At 69.1% G+C, this 18289-nt stretch carries 20 protein-coding genes; 10 read left to right on the top strand and 10 right to left on the bottom strand.

The features are described from left to right. The first annotated feature begins 167 nt into the window (after window positions 1-167). Complete coding sequence (locus ACFWMR_RS37040; RefSeq protein WP_093936586.1) at window positions 168-728, top strand: hypothetical protein; 561 nt, start codon at window positions 168-170, stop codon at window positions 726-728. An 87-nt stretch (window positions 729-815) separates the two neighbouring features. Beyond that, a complete protein-coding gene (locus ACFWMR_RS37035; protein WP_378381763.1) occupies window positions 816-2702 on the top strand; it encodes an acyl-CoA dehydrogenase family protein in 1887 nt (628 codons plus the stop codon). Here the strand turns inward: ACFWMR_RS37035 and ACFWMR_RS37030 are convergent. From ACFWMR_RS37030 to trhA, 3 genes are all read right to left on the bottom strand, one after another. Next, the gene (locus ACFWMR_RS37030) at window positions 2659-3405 is read right to left on the bottom strand and encodes a potassium channel family protein (RefSeq protein ID WP_093936588.1); all 747 of its coding nucleotides are present in this window, start codon (window positions 3403-3405) and stop codon (window positions 2659-2661) included. The two genes, ACFWMR_RS37035 and ACFWMR_RS37030, sit on opposite strands and share 44 nt — an antisense overlap. 38 nt (window positions 3406-3443) lie before the next feature. Next, window positions 3444-3815, bottom strand: coding sequence for a pyridoxamine 5'-phosphate oxidase family protein (locus ACFWMR_RS37025; protein ID WP_378381762.1), 372 nt, complete (start codon window positions 3813-3815; stop codon window positions 3444-3446). 185 nt (window positions 3816-4000) lie between these two features. Beyond that, the gene (gene trhA / locus ACFWMR_RS37020; protein WP_093936591.1) at window positions 4001-4642 is read right to left on the bottom strand and encodes a PAQR family membrane homeostasis protein TrhA; all 642 of its coding nucleotides are present in this window, start codon (window positions 4640-4642) and stop codon (window positions 4001-4003) included. 131 nt (window positions 4643-4773) lie between these two features. Here trhA and ACFWMR_RS37015 point away from each other — a divergent pair, with 131 nt between their 5' ends. Continuing rightward, window positions 4774-5550, top strand: coding sequence for an isoprenyl transferase (locus tag ACFWMR_RS37015; protein ID WP_037306485.1), 777 nt, complete (start codon window positions 4774-4776; stop codon window positions 5548-5550). A gap of 60 nt (window positions 5551-5610) precedes the next feature. On the opposite strand, the gene ACFWMR_RS37010 is transcribed toward ACFWMR_RS37015, so the two are convergent. Continuing rightward, window positions 5611-5859: a hypothetical protein gene (locus tag ACFWMR_RS37010; protein ID WP_005168170.1), complete on the bottom strand. Its 249-nt coding sequence runs from the start codon at window positions 5857-5859 to the stop codon at window positions 5611-5613. Window positions 5860-6586: 727 nt separating this feature from the next. Here ACFWMR_RS37010 and ACFWMR_RS37005 point away from each other — a divergent pair. Then, window positions 6587-7873 (top strand): PhoH family protein, encoded by a 1287-nt coding sequence (locus ACFWMR_RS37005; protein WP_093936593.1) that lies wholly within the window; start codon window positions 6587-6589, stop codon window positions 7871-7873. A 28-nt stretch (window positions 7874-7901) separates the two neighbouring features. Here the strand turns inward: ACFWMR_RS37005 and ACFWMR_RS37000 are convergent, their stop codons facing one another. Together ACFWMR_RS37000 and guaB1 are read right to left on the bottom strand one after the other, a co-directional pair. Continuing rightward, window positions 7902-8933: a glycosyltransferase family 2 protein gene (locus ACFWMR_RS37000; protein ID WP_378276825.1), complete on the bottom strand. Its 1032-nt coding sequence runs from the start codon at window positions 8931-8933 to the stop codon at window positions 7902-7904. Between the two features lie 32 nt (window positions 8934-8965). Continuing rightward, window positions 8966-10405 (bottom strand): GMP reductase, encoded by a 1440-nt coding sequence (gene guaB1, locus ACFWMR_RS36995; RefSeq protein ID WP_093936595.1) that lies wholly within the window; start codon window positions 10403-10405, stop codon window positions 8966-8968. A gap of 35 nt (window positions 10406-10440) precedes the next feature. On the opposite strand from guaB1, the gene ACFWMR_RS36990 reads away from it, so the two are divergent. After that, window positions 10441-10911: a DUF309 domain-containing protein gene (locus tag ACFWMR_RS36990; protein ID WP_378276823.1), complete on the top strand. Its 471-nt coding sequence runs from the start codon at window positions 10441-10443 to the stop codon at window positions 10909-10911. Here the strand turns inward: ACFWMR_RS36990 and ACFWMR_RS36985 are convergent. Then, window positions 10897-11301 (bottom strand): winged helix-turn-helix transcriptional regulator, encoded by a 405-nt coding sequence (locus ACFWMR_RS36985; RefSeq protein ID WP_378381761.1) that lies wholly within the window; start codon window positions 11299-11301, stop codon window positions 10897-10899. The genes ACFWMR_RS36990 and ACFWMR_RS36985 overlap by 15 nt on opposite strands. Between ACFWMR_RS36985 and ACFWMR_RS36980 the strand changes: the two genes are divergently transcribed. Together ACFWMR_RS36980 and ACFWMR_RS36975 are read left to right on the top strand one after the other, a co-directional pair. Further along, window positions 11293-11667: a YybH family protein gene (locus ACFWMR_RS36980; protein WP_378276820.1), complete on the top strand. Its 375-nt coding sequence runs from the start codon at window positions 11293-11295 to the stop codon at window positions 11665-11667. The genes ACFWMR_RS36985 and ACFWMR_RS36980 overlap by 9 nt on opposite strands. A gap of 73 nt (window positions 11668-11740) precedes the next feature. Continuing rightward, a complete protein-coding gene (locus ACFWMR_RS36975) occupies window positions 11741-12979 on the top strand; it encodes an NADH:flavin oxidoreductase/NADH oxidase family protein (protein ID WP_378381760.1) in 1239 nt (412 codons plus the stop codon). Here the strand turns inward: ACFWMR_RS36975 and ACFWMR_RS36970 are convergent. Further along, complete coding sequence (locus ACFWMR_RS36970; protein WP_378276818.1) at window positions 12923-13624, bottom strand: Pr6Pr family membrane protein; 702 nt, start codon at window positions 13622-13624, stop codon at window positions 12923-12925. The two genes, ACFWMR_RS36975 and ACFWMR_RS36970, sit on opposite strands and share 57 nt — an antisense overlap. 22 nt (window positions 13625-13646) lie before the next feature. Here ACFWMR_RS36970 and ACFWMR_RS36965 point away from each other — a divergent pair, with 22 nt between their 5' ends. The 3 genes from ACFWMR_RS36965 to ACFWMR_RS36955 all read left to right on the top strand — a co-directional run bounded on the left by ACFWMR_RS36965 (window position 13647) and on the right by ACFWMR_RS36955 (window position 15454). After that, the gene (locus ACFWMR_RS36965) at window positions 13647-14558 is read left to right on the top strand and encodes an NBR1-Ig-like domain-containing protein (protein WP_378381759.1); all 912 of its coding nucleotides are present in this window, start codon (window positions 13647-13649) and stop codon (window positions 14556-14558) included. 180 nt (window positions 14559-14738) lie between these two features. Continuing rightward, the gene (locus ACFWMR_RS36960; protein WP_093936600.1) at window positions 14739-15080 is read left to right on the top strand and encodes a hypothetical protein; all 342 of its coding nucleotides are present in this window, start codon (window positions 14739-14741) and stop codon (window positions 15078-15080) included. Next, on the top strand, window positions 15077-15454 hold the full coding sequence (locus ACFWMR_RS36955; protein ID WP_378276816.1) for a hypothetical protein: 378 nt from the start codon (window positions 15077-15079) through the stop codon (window positions 15452-15454). Before ACFWMR_RS36960 ends, ACFWMR_RS36955 begins: the two co-directional genes overlap by 4 nt. Window positions 15455-15518: 64 nt before the next feature. On the opposite strand, the gene ACFWMR_RS36950 is transcribed toward ACFWMR_RS36955, so the two are convergent. Beyond that, window positions 15519-17030, bottom strand: a complete 1512-nt coding sequence (locus ACFWMR_RS36950; RefSeq protein ID WP_378381758.1) for an ATP-dependent DNA ligase — start codon at window positions 17028-17030, stop codon at window positions 15519-15521. A gap of 46 nt (window positions 17031-17076) precedes the next feature. Beyond that, window positions 17077-17919, bottom strand: a complete 843-nt coding sequence (locus ACFWMR_RS36945) for a helix-turn-helix transcriptional regulator (protein WP_093936603.1) — start codon at window positions 17917-17919, stop codon at window positions 17077-17079. Window positions 17920-18289: the final 370 nt, after the last annotated feature.

Here is an 18289-nt window from a genome sequence, read left to right as displayed (position 1 = left end):
TGAAGGGGCCTTTCATCGCAAATTTTGCGATGAAAGGCCCCTTCATTGCGGTTTCGCCGGGGGAGAACACGCGTGAAAGCCAGCAGTAGCGCGCGTAGCGTCGGTAGCGTTGTAATCATGTAATCGCGGAGGCGAGCATGCACACCTACTTCAGGACGGCGAGACATATGGGACGCGGTGGCTGGAAGGGCCGGGGCGGCTGGCAGCAGGCGGACATCCCGTCGGCGGACGACGCGGCGGCGTGGTTCGGCGGGCGGCTGCCCGAAGGCTGGTTCACCGGGGACCCCGAGGTCACGGTGGACCGCGAAGAGATCGTCATCGTCGGCGAGCTCCAGCCGCTCAGCGGCGAATACGCCGACGACGCCGCCCGCGCGGCGGCCGAGGACGGCCGGATCAGCCGGTTCCGCGAGGAGACCCGCGACGAGCGGATCGAGATCGCGCGCCAGGCCGAGCACCGCTATCAGCGCAAGGTCGCGTGGGGCGCGAGCCTCGGCGGCACGCGGCATCTGTTCACCACCCATTCGGCGCCGGTCATGACCCGGCTGCGGCAGCCCGAACGCCTGGTCCTCGACACCCTCGTCGACGCCGGTGTCGCGCGGTCGCGGTCGGAGGCGCTGGCCTGGGCGGTCCGGCTGGTCGGCGAGCACGCGGACAGCTGGCTCGCCGAACTCCGGGAGGCGATGACCAAGGTCGACGATCTGCGCTCGCAGGGACCGGACCTTTCCTGAAACGTCGGCGAGCTCACAAGGGTCCGTCCTGCGGCTTCCGATGCGGTGCGGCAGTCTGAATCCAGACCGCACCGCATCGGAGGAATCGTGGACGCACCAGGACTTCCCGCGAAGATCGACCCGGACGCGCTGACCACCGTCCTCGATGGACGGTGGGCCGGACTCCGCCGCGCGGTGCGGGAGCAGATGGCGGCGGAGGACTTCAAGGACCCCGTCGACCTCGACATCGAAGCGCACCGGGCCCAAGTACTCGAATGGCTTCGCAAACTCGCCGAAACCGACCGTCCGGGGCTGGGTTTCGACCCGGCGCACGGCGGTGGCGGCGACGTCGGCGGCTCGGTGATGTCGTTCGAGATGCTGGGCTTCGGCGACCTCTCGCTGATGGTCAAGGCCGGGGTCCAATGGGGCCTGTTCGGCGGTGCGGTGCAGTTGCTCGGCACCGAACGCCATCACGAGCGTTACCTGCGCAAGATCAAGGATCTGGAGCTGCTCGGCTGTTTCGCGATGACCGAGCACGGTCACGGCTCGGACGTCCAGCACCTGCGCACCACCGCGACCTATGATCCGGCCACGCACGAGTTCGTCGTGCACACGCCGGACCGGGGCGCGACGAAGGAGTACATCGGCAACGCCGCCCGCGACGGTGAACTCGCGGTGGTGTTCGCGCAGCTGATCACCGGCGGCGAATCGCGCGGCGTGCACGCGTTCGTGGTGCCGATCCGCGGCGAGAACGTGAGCGGCGTCGAGATCGAGGATTGCGGCCGCAAGGCGGGTCTCAACGGCGTCGACAACGGGCGGCTCACGTTCACCCAGGTGAGGGTTCCGCGCGAGGCGCTGCTCAACCGGTTCGGCGACGTCGCCGAAGACGGGACGTACACGAGCCCGATCGAGAGCGACGGCCGCCGGTTCTTCACGATGCTCGGCACGCTCATCCGCGGCCGGGTCAGCGTCGCGGGCAGTGCCGGCAGCGCGACGAAACGCGCGCTGGCGCTGGCCGTCCGGTACGGCGAGCGTCGCCGTCAGTTCGCTCGGCCCGACGGCGACGAGGTCGTGATCCTCGACTACCGCGCGCACCAGCGGAAACTGCTGCCCGCGCTGGCCACGTCGTACGCGCTGCACTTCGCGCAGGAAGCCCTCGTCTCGACGCTGAACGACATCGCCGAGGACGCGCCGGAAGAAGAGCAGCGAGAGCTGGAATCGCGGGCGGCCGGGATCAAGGCCGTGTCGACCTGGCACGCGACGGCGACCATCCAGGCCGCCCGTGAGGCGTGCGGCGGTTCCGGGTACCTGTCGGAGAACCTGCTCGCCGGACTGAAGGCCGACACGGACGTCTTCACCACCTTCGAGGGTGACAACACCGTGCTGCTGCAGCTGGTCGCGAAGGGCCTGCTGACCAGCTACAAGGACCATTTCGAGGACTTGAGCCCGCTCGCGACCGCGCGGTTCGTGGCGGAGCAGTTCGTCGAGGCCGTGATCGAACGGACGTCCGCGCGCAAGGTCGTCGAGCGGCTCACCGACGCCGACGACAGCGACGTGCTGTACTCGCGCGAGTGGCACCTGAAGCTGTTCGAAGACCGCGAAGAGCACGTACTCGGCGGCGTCGCGCAGCGTCTGCGTAAGGCCGCTTCGGACCCCTTCGGCGTCTTCAACGAAGCGCAGGACCATGTGCTGCGCGCCGGGCGAGCACACGTCGACCGGGTGGTGCTCGAAGCGTTCATCGGTGCCATCGAGCGCTGCGCCGACGCAGAGGCACGAGAGCTGCTGGAGCGGGTCTGCGACCTCTACGCGCTCGCGAACATCGAGGCGGACAGGGGCTGGTTCCTCGAACACGGACGCCTGACCTCAGGTCGCTCGAAGGCCGTCACCGCCGCGGTGAACGCGTTGTGCGCCGAGCTGCGCCCGCACGCGCGGACCCTCGTCGACGCCTTCGCTATCCCCGAGCAGTACCTAGCGGCTCCGATGCTTCAGGACTGACCCCGGCGCGCTGCTCGGCGAGCTCGGCCCGCAACGCCTTGACCTCGCGGGTCAGCTCGTCGAGATGCTCACGGGTGACGGCCTGCGCGTTCTCGTCGGCCTCGGTCACCCGCCGGATCAGCCAGGATGCCAGGGTCGCGGTGACCACACCGAGCAGCGCGATCCCGGCCACCATCAGCCCGACCGCGACCACGCGGCCGGTGCCGCTGACGGGATAGCGATCGCCGTAGCCGACCGTGGTGATCGTCGTGATGGACCACCACACCGCGTCCGGGAAGTCGGTGATCGGCGCGTCCGGCTGAGCGCGTTCGGCGTCGAGCACGGCGAGCGCCGAACAGAACACGATCAGCGCCGTCGCGCCCACCGTGTAGACCACGACGCGGCCGCGCAGCGACAGGCCGGCGTTGCGGTTGAGGACGTTGAGCACCGTGACCAGCCGGAGCAGCCGCAACTGCCGGATCAGCGGGAGCACGATGATCGCCAGGTCGAAGATGTTGCTCTTCAAGAACGCCCGTTTGTCCTCGGCGTGCCTGAGGCGGACACCGTAGTCGAGGGCGAAGACCGCCCAGGAGAGCCAGGTGACGACCTCGCACCAGACCCGGCCGGTGTGCCCGAGCGAGGGCTGGAGGATCGGCCAGGCGTAGGCGACCAGGAACAGTACGGCGGCCGCGTTGAGCGGCCACTCCATCCGCTTTTCCCACATCGGACGTCTCCTCACCTGGCCTTTTCCAGGTGCGTACGTTAAGCGATGTCGAGCGCTGTGCCATAGAGTTTCTCGGCTTTGAGGGTGATGAAGAGCCTTCGCTCGCCTTCGGGTGTTCGCGTGACTTCGGAGAGTTCCGTTTTTCCTTCCACGACCGCGAACTTCCAGTGGTCGGCGCTGGAGACGTAGAGCGAAGCGGTGGGGTTGTTGCGGAGCTGCTTGACCTTGAGGCGCTCTTCGGTCGTGCTGATCCGGATCTCGCGGGCTTCGGGGTCCCAGGCGTAGACGACCGTGGAGAGATGCGGGCGGCCGTCGCGCTTGAGGGTCGCGAGGGCGCCGAAGGTGTGCTCGGCGATGAAGGCGCTGAGGGCCGCGTCGTCGAGGGGGCGGGGCGGAACGTTCTTGGCCATGGTGGTGATCATGGCTCTCGCGGTGGGGGTGCGGAAGAAGGCACTTTCTTGTGCCAGAGGGAACACGCGTGTGTCCGTCCAGCTCACCGTGGTGTCGGCGCTCTTATCTCGCCGAAGTACATGAAGGCCCCCTTCACTGCGCCTAGCGCAAGGAAGGGGGCCTTCATGTACTTGAGCCGACGCGGCTAGGCGTACATCGCCAGCCAGATCGCGATGTAGTGCGAGACAGCGGCCAGCACCGTGCAGGCGTGGAAGTACTCGTGGTACCCGAAGGTCTCCGGGAAGTGGTTCGGCCACTTGACGGCGTAGAACACCGCGCCCAGCGTGTAGAACAGCCCGCCGACGCAGAGCAGGACGAGCGCCGCGATGCCGGCGTGCGCGCCCAGTTCGGGCAGGACGAACACGGCGACCCAGCCCAGTGCGATGTAGATCGGCACGCCCAGCCAGCGTGGCGCGTTCGGCCACAGCATCTTCAGGGTGACGCCGCCGATCGCGCCGCCCCAGACGATGGCCAGCACGATGTACCCGGTCGGCTGGGACATCGCCAGAAGGGTGAACGGCGTGTAAGTGCCGGCGATGAACAGGAAGATCATCGAATGGTCGGCGCGCTTCATCCATTCGTATGCTCGTGGGCTCCACAAGCGACGGTGATAGAGCGCGCTGACGCCGAAGACGCCGAGCACGGTCAGGCCGTAGACCGAAGTGGACAAAGCGGCTATAGGCGACACAGTGGACGCCGCGAGACTGATGAGGGCCGCGGCTCCGGCGACGGCGCCGAAGAAGGACCAGAAGTGGAGGTGGCCCCGAAGGCGAGGACGCGTGTCCACCAAGGGCGTGGGGCCGGACGGCTGGGGTTCGGTCTCTACGCTCACTCAGCCAGGTTACGGCACCGTAGGTTTTTTACCAGTGTCCGTGGCGCGTCCCACTGGGGCTCGCGGGGTGACTAGTCTCCACTGGCGTGAGTCTTCGGTCCTTCTTGTCAGACGTCGTGTACAGCGCCTACGGCAGGCGCCTGATCCAGCAGGCCAAGGGGCGCCATCCACGCCATATCGCCATCATGCTGGACGGGAACCGCCGCTGGGCGCGCGAAGCGGGCTTCACCGACGTCGCCGACGGCCATCGCGCCGGCGCCAAGAAGATCGCGGACTTCCTGAGCTGGTGCAACGAGGCAGACGTCGAGGTCGTCACCATGTGGCTGCTCTCGACCGACAACCTCGGCCGCGCGGCCGAGGAACTGAGCCCGCTGCTGAAGATCATCACCGACGTCACCGACGAGCTCGCCGCGCCGCACACGCCCTGGCGGCTCCGCATCGTGGGAGCCCTTGACCTGCTGCCGCCGGAGGTCGCGAAGGCCCTCAGCGCGGCCGCGGAGCGCACCGAGGGGCGCTCCGGGATGGAGGTCAACGTCGCGGTCGGTTACGGAGGGCGTCAGGAGATCGCCGACGCGGTCCGCAAGCTCCTGCTCCAGCACGCCGACGAGGGCACCTCGATCCGCGAGCTCGCGAAGATCCTGGACGTCGACCACATCTCCGAACACATGTACACCTCGGGCCAGCCGGATCCGGATCTGATTATCCGCACCTCGGGTGAGCAGCGGCTTTCCGGATTTCTGCTCTGGCAATCGGCGCATTCGGAATTCTGGTTCACCGAAGCTTATTGGCCCGCATTCCGCCGGGTCGATTTTCTCCGGGCGATGCGCGATTACGCGTGGCGGCACCGGCGCTTCGGTTCCTGACCGGTGACATGACGAAGGCCCCGGCGTGCACTCCGGGGCCTTCGACGTCCACACTGAAGATCAGTGGTGGTGGTGCTCCAGCGAGTGGGCCAGCAGCGACGGGGTCAGGACGACACCCGTGTAGGCACCGGCGACCAGCGAGGCAGCGCCGTAACCCAGCGCGCCACCGCCCTCGATGAACGTGTTGTAGGCGTCGCCGAACGTCGGGTCCGGGGTGCCGGTGGTGTCGCCGGTGGCGGCGAACGCGGTCCCGCCGACCATCATGATGCCCGCGGCGACGGCGGAAACGAAACCAGCCTTCTTCAGCACTTCGCACTCCTAGGTAGAGATATTCAGGGGGTCGGGGGCACCGATTCCGGTGGGGGTGTCCCGCAGTGAGAAAATTACTCGCTATTCAAGCTCTGTGACCGTCTGGTAATCCCATTGTGTGAGCCGAAAAAGGTTCATTTCACTCGGTCCGGTTCTCTGTCTCGGGCACAAAATGCGACCCGCTACCAAGCGTGGTAGAACCTTCGCTTCCATCAGGTGAACGCCCTCTGTCGCGTTAATCCATCCGTGTCACGTCGACGAGCGTCCCTGAATGGTGATCGTCACTACGCGGGGTGACGGTGACCAAGTGTCGATGTCGCGCGACCGACAGTGAGATGACGGTTTGGCGAATCACCGTGGTGGCTGCCTGCGCGATCGGCCGGACGCAGGTACCTTCCGAAAGTGAGAGGTCGCGTCCCATGCGGACTCTCGCGGGAGGCCCTGGTCGTGGCGGTTGTCGACAGGGCGGCACAGCCGCCCAGTGGATGCACGAGGGGGCCGGCACCCGGCCCTCGCGGCCGTGCCGACTGACGCGGTGAGCGTCAGAAGGAGCGGTTAGCCAGGGAGGTGCCCGGCCCAGCGAGTGCGGGCGTGGTGCCACGCCCACGAGGGAGATGCCGTCGTGACTGCGCAGCGTTCACCCCGCAAGGCCTCTGGCCGTTCTTCGACCGGTGCCCCTGGCCCGGAGAAAGCCTCGATCTCGCCCGAATCCCAGCGGTCCACTTACGTGCTCGACACGTCGGTCCTGCTCTCTGACCCCTGGTCGGTGACTCGTTTCGCCGAACACGCGGTCGTGCTCCCGCTGGTCGTCATCAGTGAACTGGAGGCGAAACGTCACCACCCCGAGCTGGGGTGGTTCGCGCGCGAAGCGCTTCGCATGCTCGACGACCTGCGTCGTCAGCACGGCAGGCTCGACGCGCCGATCCCGATCGGTGAGCACGGCGGCACCCTGCAGGTGGAGTTGAACCACTCCGATCCCACGGTGCTCCCGGTCGGCTTCCGCACCGACTCCAACGACCACCGCATCCTCGCCTGTGCGCTCAACCTGGCGGCGGAACGCGCGTCGGTCACGCTGGTGACGAAGGACATCCCCCTGCGGGTCAAAGCGGGCGCCGTCGGCTTGGAAGCCGACGAGTACCGCGCGCAGGAGGTGACGCCTTCGGGCTGGACGGGGATGGCGGACGTGGACGTCCCGCAGACGCTGATCGACGCGCTGTTCAGCGGGTCTTCGGTGGATCCCGCCGAGTTCGGGATGCCCGAGGTGGGTGAACTGCCCTGTCACACCGGGCTGAGGCTGCTCGCGGGCAGCTCCAGCGCGTTGGGCCGGGTCACCGCGGACAAGCGGATCCGCCTCGTGCGGGGTGACAAGGAGGCGTTCGGCCTGCACGGCCGGTCGGCCGAGCAGCGGGTGGCGCTGGATCTCCTGCTGGACTCCGACGTCGGCATCGTCTCGCTGGGCGGCCGCGCCGGAACCGGCAAATCGGCGCTCGCGCTCTGCGCGGGGCTGGAATCGGTGATGGAACGCCGCCAGCACCGCAAGGTCGTGGTCTTCCGGCCGGTGTACGCGGTCGGCGGCCAGGAACTGGGTTACCTGCCCGGTTCCGAAAGCGAGAAAATGCAGCCGTGGGCCCAGGCGGTGTTCGACACCCTCGGCGGGCTGGTCAGCCAGGACGTCCTCGACGAGGTCTTCGACCGCGGCATGCTCGAGGTGCTGCCGCTGACCCACATCCGCGGCCGGTCGCTGCACGACACGTTCGTCATCGTCGACGAGGCGCAGTCCTTGGAGCGCAACGTGCTCCTGACCGTGCTCTCGCGGCTCGGCACGGCCTCGCGGGTCGTGCTCACGCATGACGTCGCGCAGCGCGACAACCTGCGGGTGGGGCGGCACGACGGTGTTTCGGCGGTGATCGAGAAGCTCAAGGGTCACCCGCTGTTCGCGCATGTCACGCTGACCCGGTCCGAGCGCTCGCCGATCGCGGCGCTCGTCACCGAGATGCTGGAGGACCACGGATAGCCGGTCGGGGAGTCCTCTTGGGACAGTCCTAAGGGGACTCCCCGTGCTTCCTTCGCACCGCGGCGAAATCGGCGTCGTAGGTAGGACCGTGGGAAAGGCGGTTCGGCGCCGCCGTGGAGTAGAAACAGGAGATCGCCGGGACGACGAGCGGGTCGCGTTCGGCGGTGAGGCTCAGCAGGAGATCCCAGTCGTCCATTTCGACCAGTGACTCGTCGAAGCGGGCTTCTTCGAGTCCGGCGCGGTGCGCGACGGCGCCGGTGTCGGCGAGGTTCTCCTTGAGCAGGGCTTCGCGGCTGTACGGCTTGAGCAACAGGCGCGGCAGTCCTTCGACGTCGTCGATGACGTATCCGCCGTACGCGGCGGTGATCTCCGGGTGCTCACCGAACGCCCACGCCAAAGCCTTGAGCCACAAGGGATGCATGGTGTTGTCGTCGTCGAGGTAGGCGACGACGTCGCCGGTCGCTTCGGCGAGGGCCGCGTTGCGCGCGGCGCTGACCCTGTTGTGCGCCACGCGGATCGTGCGGATCCGCGGATCGTCGAGGGCCGCGAGAATCTTGGGCGTGGAGTCCGAGCTGGCGTCGTCGACGACGATCAGTTCCCAGTTCCCGTATCGTTGCGCCCGGATCGACGCGATCGCGCGGGGCAGCAGCGCGGCGCGGTCGTGGGTCGGCAGTACCACCGAGATCTTCGGTGCGGCGGCGAGTTCCAGCGGTTCGAGCCACTGGGTGAAGGTCTGGACGGCGCGGGCGGCTTCGAGCTGACCCGTCCGGAGGTGAAGGCCTTCGAAGGCGGTGTCATGGCTTTCCAGCCAGCCGTCGAGCGCTTCCTGCCGCGAGCCGAGGGCTTCCTGCTTGGCCTCGACGGTGGTGGTGCGGGCGTCGCCGTCCCGCAGCGCACCACCGTGATCTTCGAGCCAGGCGGTGTGGTGCTCCAACACCGCGCGCAGGCGCTCGATTTCCGCGGCCTGGTCCGCGAGCGCGGAGCGCAGCTCGGCGATTTCCCCGTTTTCCGCGTGGCGGCGGTCCGTCGCCGCCGCCACGATCCGTCTGAGGCGTCTCACCCGGTGCACCTTAGTGCTTCAGGTGCTTCGGCTCACCAGCCCGACGGCAGCGGGCGCCCTTCCGCGAAGCCCGCGGCGGACTGGATGCCGAGCAGCGCGCGCTCGTGGAACTCCTCCAGCGTCCGCGCGCCCGCGTACGTGCAAGCGGACCGGACGCCGGAACCGATGGAGTCGAGCAGGTCTTCGACGCCGGGGCGAGCCGGGTCCAGTGCCATCCGCGACGCCGAAATGCCCTCTTCGAACAGTCCCTTCTTGGCCCTTTCGAACACGTTGTCCGTGCGCGTGCGCGCGCCGACGGCGCGCTTCGACGCCATGCCGAACGACTCCTTGTACGGCCTGCCCTGCTCGTCGTATCGCAGGTCGCCGGGGGATTCGTGGGTGCCGGCGAACCACGAGCCGACCATCGCCGCGGACGCGCCGGCGGCCAGCGCGAGCGCGACGTCGCGCGGATGCCGCACGCCGCCGTCCGCCCAGACGTGCTTGCCCAGTTCACGGGCCGCGGCGGCGCATTCGGCGACGGCGGAGAACTGCGGGCGGCCGACGCCGGTCATCATCCGCGTCGTGCACATGGCGCCGGGGCCGACGCCGACCTTGACGACGTCCGCGCCCGCGTGGATCAGGTCGCGCGTGCCCTCCGCGGTCACCACGTTCCCGGCGACCACCGGAACGCGCGGGCTGACCGACCGGACGGCCTTGAGCGCGGAGATCATCTTCTCCTGGTGACCGTGCGCGGTGTCGACGACCAGCACGTCGACGCCCGCCGCGAGCACGGCCTCGGCCTTCGCCGCGACGTCGCCGTTCACGCCGATCGCGGCGGCGACCCGCAGCTTCCCGCCGTCGTCGACGGCCGGGGTGTAGATCTCCGCGCGCAGCGCCGAGATCTCGGTCAGGACGCCCGCGAGCCTGCCGTTCTCGTCGATGCCGAGCGCGAGACGGCCACCGTGGTCGTGCAGACGCTCGAAAACCTCGCGCGGCGGGGTGTTCAGGGGAACGGTGACTACGGCGGGCTCCGCGACGTCGCCGAGCCTCGCGAAGCGGTCTACGCCGGCGCAGGCCGCTTCGTCGACGACGCCGACCGGCTTACCGTCCTCGTCCACCACGACGACGGCGCCGTGGGCGCGTTTGCCGACCAGGTTGAGCGCGTCGGCCACCGCGTCCCCGCCGGTCAGCACGAGCGGGGTGTCCCACACGGTGTGACGGCTCTTGACCCAGGTGACGATTTCGGCGACCGCGGCCGTGTCGACGTCCTGCGGCAGGACGACGAGGCCGCCGCGCCGGGCGACCGTCTCGGCCATCCGGCGGCCCGCGACGGCCGTCATGTTGGCCACCACGATCGGGATGGTCGCGCCGGTGCCGTCCACAGTGGACAGGTCGACGTCGAAGCGGGACTCCACGTCCGAACGGTTCGGCAACAGGAACACGTCGTCGTAGGTCAGGTCGTGAGCGGGCCGGTGCCCGTCGAGAAAGCGCACGAGTCCCCAGGATACCCGCGTGGGACAATGTCGGCATGACCGACCGGGACCGTGACGAAGCCGGACGAGCCCGCAACGCCCGCCCGCGGGACGGTCTCGGCAGGCCGCTCCCGTATGGCGCCGACGGGGTCGAGCGGCAGCCCGAGGGCATCGAACGCAGCCCCGAGGCCACCATCGCCGAGGCTCAGCGCCTGCTCGACGCGGGGCGCCCGTTCCACGCGCACGAGGTGTTCGAGGACGCGTGGAAGGCGGCCGACGGGGCCGAGCGCGAGCTGTGGCGCGGCCTCGCGCAGCTCGCCGTGGGCCTGACCCACGCGGCCAGGGGGAACGGGAACGGCGCGGCGTCCCTGCTGGAGCGCGGCGCGGGCAACATCGAGCCGTTCCGCGAGGCCCGGCCGCACGGGATCGACATCCCGGGATTGCAGGCCTGGGCGCGGGAGATGGCCGACGAGGTGAAGGTGCGGGTGCGGGTCGAGCCGGTCGCGCCCCGCCTAAAGGGCCAATAGGGCCGAGCCCGAGCGGTACAGCTCGATCAGCAGCGGCCGCAGTTCGTGGCCCGCCGCGGTGAGCCGGTAGCTGGTCCGGCTCGGGAAGCCCGGTAGTTCCTCGCGGACGGCGAGACGTCGCGAGATCAGGTCGCCGAGGCGTTCTGTCAGCACCTTCGCCGACACGTCGGGCAACGCCGTGCGAAGGTCGCTGAAGGAGCGGGCCCCGCCCATCAGTTCGCGGAGCACCAGCGTCGTCCAGCGGCCCGAGATCGCGGCGAGCGCGACCTCGACGGGGCAGTCCGGCTCCGGCCGCCGGGTGCGGCCGCGGGCGTCCGGGACGAGTTCGCCGTCGAAGGTTTCCGTTTGGTGACCTGCTTCGCGGTCGGTTTCGCTGTCCGCATGACGCATCACTCCAGTGTGCCTTTGACGGCGGACCCCGCCGAGCATCCCTTCGTCTTCCAGGCCGCCTTCAACACCGGATCCGCCGAAATCCTCGACACCGTCTACGAACCGGACGCCGTGTTCGTCCGCCGGGACGGCGTGCAGGTGAGCGGTGCGGAACGCCGGTCCGCGAACGGCAGGATCCTCGGGCTCGGGAAGCCCATCGAGGTCACGCCGCGCCAGGTGCGGGTGGCCGGTGACCTGGTGTTGCTGGTCGTCGATTGGGTCATCGAGGGCCATCTCGCGGCGACGGCCACCGACGTCGCGCGACGCGGCGAGGACGGGCTCTGGCGCTACGTGATCGACAACCCCTTCGGCATCGCCACACCTTGAGTACTCGACATACCGCGAGTATGTTACTTCGAGTAGGGATACTGATCGGTAGGTAACGGCGGAGGAAGCGCGGATGAGCGAGCCCAAGGAACTGCTGGCCGAACCGCTGAAACTGCGGTGCGGCGCGACCCTGCCTAACCGGCTGGCCAAGGCCGCGCTGAGCGAGCAGCTCGGGGACCGGCGCAACCGGCCGACCGCCGAACTGACCGAGCTGTACCGGACGTGGTCCTGGGGCGGCGCCGGGACGCTGATCACCGGAAACGTCATGGTCGACCCGACGGCGCTCGGCGAACCGCGCAACGTGGCGGTGCCCCGGGAACCGGACGCGACCGAGTTCAAGCCGTGGGCCCGTTCGGCGGACGGGACCGAGACCCGGCTGTGGGTCCAGCTCAATCACCCCGGCCGCCAGAGCCCGCGCTTCCTGTCCCGTCAGCCGGTCGCGCCGTCGGCGGTGCCGTTCGGCGACCGCGGCATCCGCTCGGTGTTCGCGACGCCCCGGGCGCTGACCGTCGACGAGATCGAAACGATCGTCGACCGCTTCGGCGTGGCCGCGCGGACCGTCGTCGACGCCGGGTTCGCCGGTGTCCAGATCCATGGCGCGCACGGCTACCTCGTCTCGCAGTTCCTTTCGCCGCTGACCAACCAGCGCACCGACGGCTGGGGCGGCGACGCTCTCCGGCGGCGCCGCTTCCTGCTCGAAGTCGTCGCCCGGGTGCGCGCGGAGGTCGGCGACAGCGTGCCGATCGCGGTCAAGCTCAACAGCGCGGACTTCCAGCGCGGCGGGTTCGGTGAGGAGGAATCGCTCGAAGTCGTCCGCGAGCTGGGCGAAGCGGGCATCGACCTGCTGGAAGTCTCTGGCGGCACCTACGAGAAGGCCGCCATGATGGGCTCCGCGAAGGCGAGCAAGACCAGCACTGCCAGCCGCGAGGCCTACTTCCTCGACTACGCCGCGAAGGCGCGGCAGGTCACCGACGTCGCGCTGATGGTCACGGGTGGCTTCACCAGCCCGGAAGGAATGGCGGACGCGCTGCGTTCCGGCGCGCTGGACGTCATCGGTCTCGGCAGGCCGCTGGTCGTCGACCCGGGCTTGCCCGGCCGTCTGCTGGACGGCGAGGACGTCCGCGCGCGGCGCACGGCCCCGAAGACCGGGATCCGGCTGGCCGACAGCCTGCTCGAAATCCAGTGGCACACCCAGCAGATGCACCGCGTGGCCGCCGGGAAACCGGTGGACCCGCGGCTCGGCGCGGTGCGGACGTTAGTACGCGCCGGTGTCGCGGATCCGCTCAACGCTTTCCGCCGGGTCCGGGGCTAAGTAGTCGTCGGTGTCATCGCGGCGGCCGAAGGTGCGGTCGAAGCCGACCGCGGCCGCCGCGAGGCCGATGAACAGCAAGCCGATCAGCACGCAGTTGAACGCGACGCCGCCGTAGCCGTTGATGCCAGGGTCGACGAACGGGTACGGGTAGAACCCGATGATCGCGCCGCGCACCAGCGTGACCGCGAGCCAGGCCAGCGGGTACAGCAGCGACCACCACAGGACCCGCCACGACAGCTGCCCGCGCGGCCCGAACAGCAGCCAGCCCGCGACGCACATCAGCGGTGAGACCTTGTGCAGCATCGTGTCGGCGAACAGGGCCCAGCCGTGCAGCTCGTAGAGGTCGGCGAGGGCGACCTGGAAGACGACGCCGGTCACGATGATGCCGACGAGGCCGGTGAGCCGCAGCACGCCGAAGACGGTCGACCGGCCGGCGACACCGAGCGCGAGCAGCAGGCCGCCGATGCCGACCAGGATGTTCGAGTCGATGGTGAAGAAGGCCAGCAGGTTGGCCACCCGCCCGGCCGGGGTGTGGAAGGTGCCGCCTTCGGTGCCCGCCGAAACCGGGATCTGGGCGGCCAGACCGGCGATCACCACCAGCGCGGTCGCGCCGAACCAGGCGCGCGCGATCTTGGAAGCCTGCATTCCGCCTACTTTATGGGTGATCATGCCGCGACGTCCCGTCACCACCGTGCGCCGCCACTCGATCGGGGGCGGGACGCCGCCGGGCCTTCCCGGCAGGCGGGTCATATCGTGGGAAGCGATGGACGTCGAGCGGAGGCCCGGACGCCGCGGGCGGGTCGCGCGGGGGCCGGTGGAGGACAGCGGGCCCGTCGCCGGGTTCGCGCGACGGCTGTGGGAGCTGAAACGCGCCGCCGGTGACCCGTCGTACGACCGGATGCGCGACGAATACGGCGCGCTCGCCTCCAAATCGGCGCTTTCGGCCGCCGCCCGCGGAGAGCGCCTGCCCAGCTGGGAGACGGCCTGGGAGTTCGTCCGTGTGCTGGCCACCGGGGTGCTCGGCGGTGACGAGGACGAGGTCCGCCACGAATGGCGTGGTGAATGGGAGCGCGCGCGGGACGCGTTGACCGCCGACGCGCCGCCCGAACCGGCTCCGGAACGCTCGCGGCGGACGGCGTTCGTCCTCGCCGGGGCCGTCGCCCTCGTGCTCGTCGCGGCGCTGGTGTTCGTGTTCACCGCTCCGTTCGGCTCCGAGCCCGCCGCTCCGGCGGGCGACGCGTCGGAATTCGTCTCCGACGTGACCGTGCCCGACGGCAGTGAGGTCGCGGCCGGATCGACCTTCGTGAAGACGTGGGAGTTCCGGAACGCGGGATCGGTCGGATGGGTCGGTCGCTATCTGGTGCGCGCCGGCTCGTTCGGGAATCCGGGCGAATGCGGCACTGCGGAACGCGTTCCCGTTCCGCAGACCGCGCCCGGTGAACATGTGCGAGTCTCGGTCGAGGTCCACGCGCCCGACCGTCCCGGGCATTGCCAGGTGTACTGGAAGATGGCCGACGAACAGGGCCACATCCTGCTGCCGAACACCCGCGCGGTGTTCTTCTCGGTCCGCGTCATTTGACCTTCGGGGCCGGTGGCCAAAGCGCTGACCTGCGTGGACATTGTTTCCCCGGCCATGGCCATTGCGTGGCCGTGAATCGCTTTCCGAGTGGTCGCCGTCGCCTTTAGCGTCATCGGCGTCCGGGAATTCCGGATGGGGATTTTCCGAAACACTCTCACATCAATCTCGGAAAGGGAATCCATGCGTCCGTACGTCAAGGTCGCCGCACTGGCCGGGGCCACGCTCACCGTGGCACTCCTGCCGGTCACCGCCGCGCAGGCGGCTCCGGCGCCCGCTTCGGGCAGTGATCCGATCATCACCTGCGAATCCGGCTATCACGGCTGGATGCGCCGGGCCGGGAAGGACGCGATCTGCCTGAAGCCGGGCACTCGCACCTGGGACGTCAAGGTCTTCGAATGCGCCGGGGATCTGACGGTGCATTTCAAGAACGGCGAGAAGGCCTATTGCGGGGGAAACATGAAGATCGGCCTCGACCTGGCCGTCCAGTCCAATGTCGTCAAGACCGTTGTGGGGAACCGATGAACAAGAAGCTGCTCGCCGTCGTCCCGGTCGCGCTGGCCGGCACCCTGCTGATGGCACCGTCCGCTTCGGCGGCGTCGAAGGTCTGCGAGGGCGGACCGCTGATGGGCGCGTCGACCAAGGTCGTCGAGGTGAGCGCGGGGCAGAGCATCGACATCACCGTGCACAACCACGACTACCGGGGAATGCTCGTCCAGATCATCGACGACACCTTCGACAAAGGTCTCTGGAGCGGGGCCATCGCGCCCGGCAAGGAGCACACGGTGAAACACGGCGTGCTCGGGGAGCCGCCGGTGGGTCACAAGATCCGCTTCGAGGTGACCTCCAACCTCTCGAACAACTACACGTACAAGATCTCTTCGGACCGCTGCTACTGACGCGTTTCGTCCTCTGGATGCGGTCGTTGCACGCGCAAGGACCGCGTTCAGAGGACGAACTGCGTTAGGGCTTGAGGAGGCCGCGGACGGTGTCGATGGTGTCGGCGTCCGCGGCTTCCTTGTCCGGCCGGTACCGCACGACCCGCGCGAAGCGCAGCGCCAGCCCGCCCGGATACCGGGTGCTCACCTGGGCCCCGTCGAGTTCGATCTCGACGACGATCTCCGGGCGTACGTGCACCGCCCAGTCCGTGCGGTGCGTCTCGATCTCCTGGAACGTCTTCGTCTGCCAGGACAGCAACTCGTCCGTCATGCCCTTGAACGTCTTGCCGACCATGATCGGTGGCCCGCCTTCGGGGTCCCGCGCGCCGAGATGCAGGTTCGACAGCGTGCCGGTGCGCCTGCCGTGCCCCCATTCCGCGGCGAGCACGACCAGGTCGATCGTGTGCACCGGTTTCACCTTGAGCCACGCGCGCCCGCGACGGCCCGCCGCGTACGGCGACGCGAGGTCCTTGACCATCACGCCCTCGTGCCCGGCGGACATCGCCGCTTCCAGCACTTCGGCGGCGGACGCCGGCGCGACCTCGCCGGGGATGACGTGCTCTCCGGCGACCTTCCGCAGCGCGGCGTTCCGCTCGGACAACGGCGCGTCCAGCAGATCCGCGCCGTCGAGGTGCAGGCAATCGAAGAAGTACGGCCGCAGCAGCAACGCCTTGACCTGCTCCTCGCGCGTGCTGCCGAACCGGCTCATCGTTTCCTGGAACGGCCTCGGCCTGCCGTCGTCGGTCAGCGCCAGCGTCTCGCCGTCGAGCACCACCGACGTGCACGGCAGCGAGCGCACGAGCTCCACCAGCTCGCCGACGCTGCCGGTGATCTCCCGCAGTGTCCGCGTGTAGACGTGCACCTCGTCACCGTCGCGGTGGACCTGGATCCGCGCACCGTCCATTTTGTACTCGACCAGCGCCTCGGCGTGCTCGGTGACCGCCTCTTCCAGCGACTCCGCCGGGGACGCCAGCATCGGCCGGATCGGCCTGCCCAGTGCCAGTTTGAACTCGGCCAGCCGCTCCCGGCCGCCGGTCATCGCCGCGAGACCCGTCACCGGCAGCTGCCCGGACAACATGAACGCCCGCCGGACCTCCTCGCCCGGGATCTCGGACGCCGCCGCGATGGCGTCCACCATGATCCCTTCGAGCGCGCCCTGCCGCAGCTCGCCGGTGAGCAGCCGGAACAGGAACTCCTGCTCGTCCTTCGTCAACCTGCTGAACAGCGCCCGCAACGTGTCCGCGCGCAGCTTCACCGACCCCGAACCGGACGCCGCCCCCACCGTGCCGAGCGCCGTGTCGACCTCGGCCACTGTCGACGACGGCTCGGCGGCCGGAGCCGCGTTCAGTTCGGCCAGCGTCCGCCATCCGGTGCCGATGCGGCCCTGTGTCGGCTGCCCGGTGAGGAACGCGATGACCGCGGGGAGCTCCGGTTCGCCCGCGGCGCGCAGCAGTGCGGCCAGGGTGGCGATCTTCGCCTTCCTGGACCTCGTGGCGGCCAGTTCGGCCGACGCGGTCACCACCGCGGTGAACAACATGGGTCCATCATGAACCCGGGGACCGACAGTTTCCCGCCGAGCGGGTTCAGGCGTGCGCGGGATCGGCGACCCAGCTGGCGAGCAGGCCGAGCGCCCGCTCGCTGTCGGAGCCGGGTTCGGCGGTGTAGATCACCAGGGCCAGGTCCGGATCGTCGGGCAGCCGCAACGTCTCGTAGCGCAGCCGGAGCTCGCCCACGATCGGGTTGATCATCACCTTCCACGAGTGCGCCTTCTCGCGCACGGTGTGCTTCGCCCACAGCTTCCGGAACTCCTCGCTGCCGAGGGAGAGCTCGCCGACGAGCTGGGCGAGATACGGGTCGTCCGGATACTTCCCGCTCTCGGAGCGAAGGTTCGCCACGACCTCCTTCGCCACTGTCGCCCACTCCGGGTGCATCTCGCGGGCGTACTCGTCGAGGAAGAACAGCTTCGGGATGTTGCGCTCGCCGGGCGGCGTGGCGCCGAAGTCGAAGGACAGCGCGCCGCCGAGCGGGTTCCAGGCCAGCACGTCCAGGTAACGGCCGAAGACGAACGCCGGGGACTGGATCGCGTTCAGCATCAGCTGGAGTTCCGGGCGGATCCGCTGCACCCGCGGCCGCGCGACGCGTTTGCGTTTCGGCGCGGCCAGATTGCGCAGGTAGGTCTCCTCGTCGCGGTGCAGGCGCAGCGCCCGGCTCAGCGATTCGAGGACGGAGTCGGACACGTTGCGCGCTCGGCCCTGCTCCAGCCGCGTGTAGTAGTCGACGCTGATCCCGGCCAGCTGCGCGAGCTCCTCACGCCGCAGCCCGGCGACCCGGCGCTGGTTGAACCCCGTCGGGAGGCCGAGGTCGGCCGGGTCCAGCGCGGCCCTGCGTGCCTTGAGGAAGTCGCCCAGTTCGGCCGTCTCGGTCATGTCGACAAGTATCCCGGAGGCCGCTTGGCCTTGCCTGGCCCTGACAGACCCAGGCGGGCCGGTACTTTCGCGTGACCGAGTGGACGGCACGCGTGATCAGACGGACGACACGTGTGATCAGGCGGACGACACTCGGCGACGGCCGAGTCCCTCGCGTGTCGTCCGTCTGATCACGCGTGTCGTCCGTTCAATCACGCGTGCCGTCCCACCGGTCACGCTAAATCGCCCGACCGTAGGTACCTGAGACACGGTTGGCCCTAACCCGAATCGCCACTCACGACCCAGGCGGGCCGAGCCGGTACTTGCCCACCTGCGGTACATGAAGGCCCCCTTCCTTGCGCCAGGCGCAAGGAAGGGGGCCTTCATGTAC

Origin of the sequence: Amycolatopsis thailandensis, assembly GCF_042723255.1 — a bacterium.
GTDB lineage: Bacteria > Actinomycetota > Actinomycetes > Mycobacteriales > Pseudonocardiaceae > Amycolatopsis > Amycolatopsis thailandensis.
This window is presented reverse-complemented; position numbering and strand designations above follow the sequence as displayed.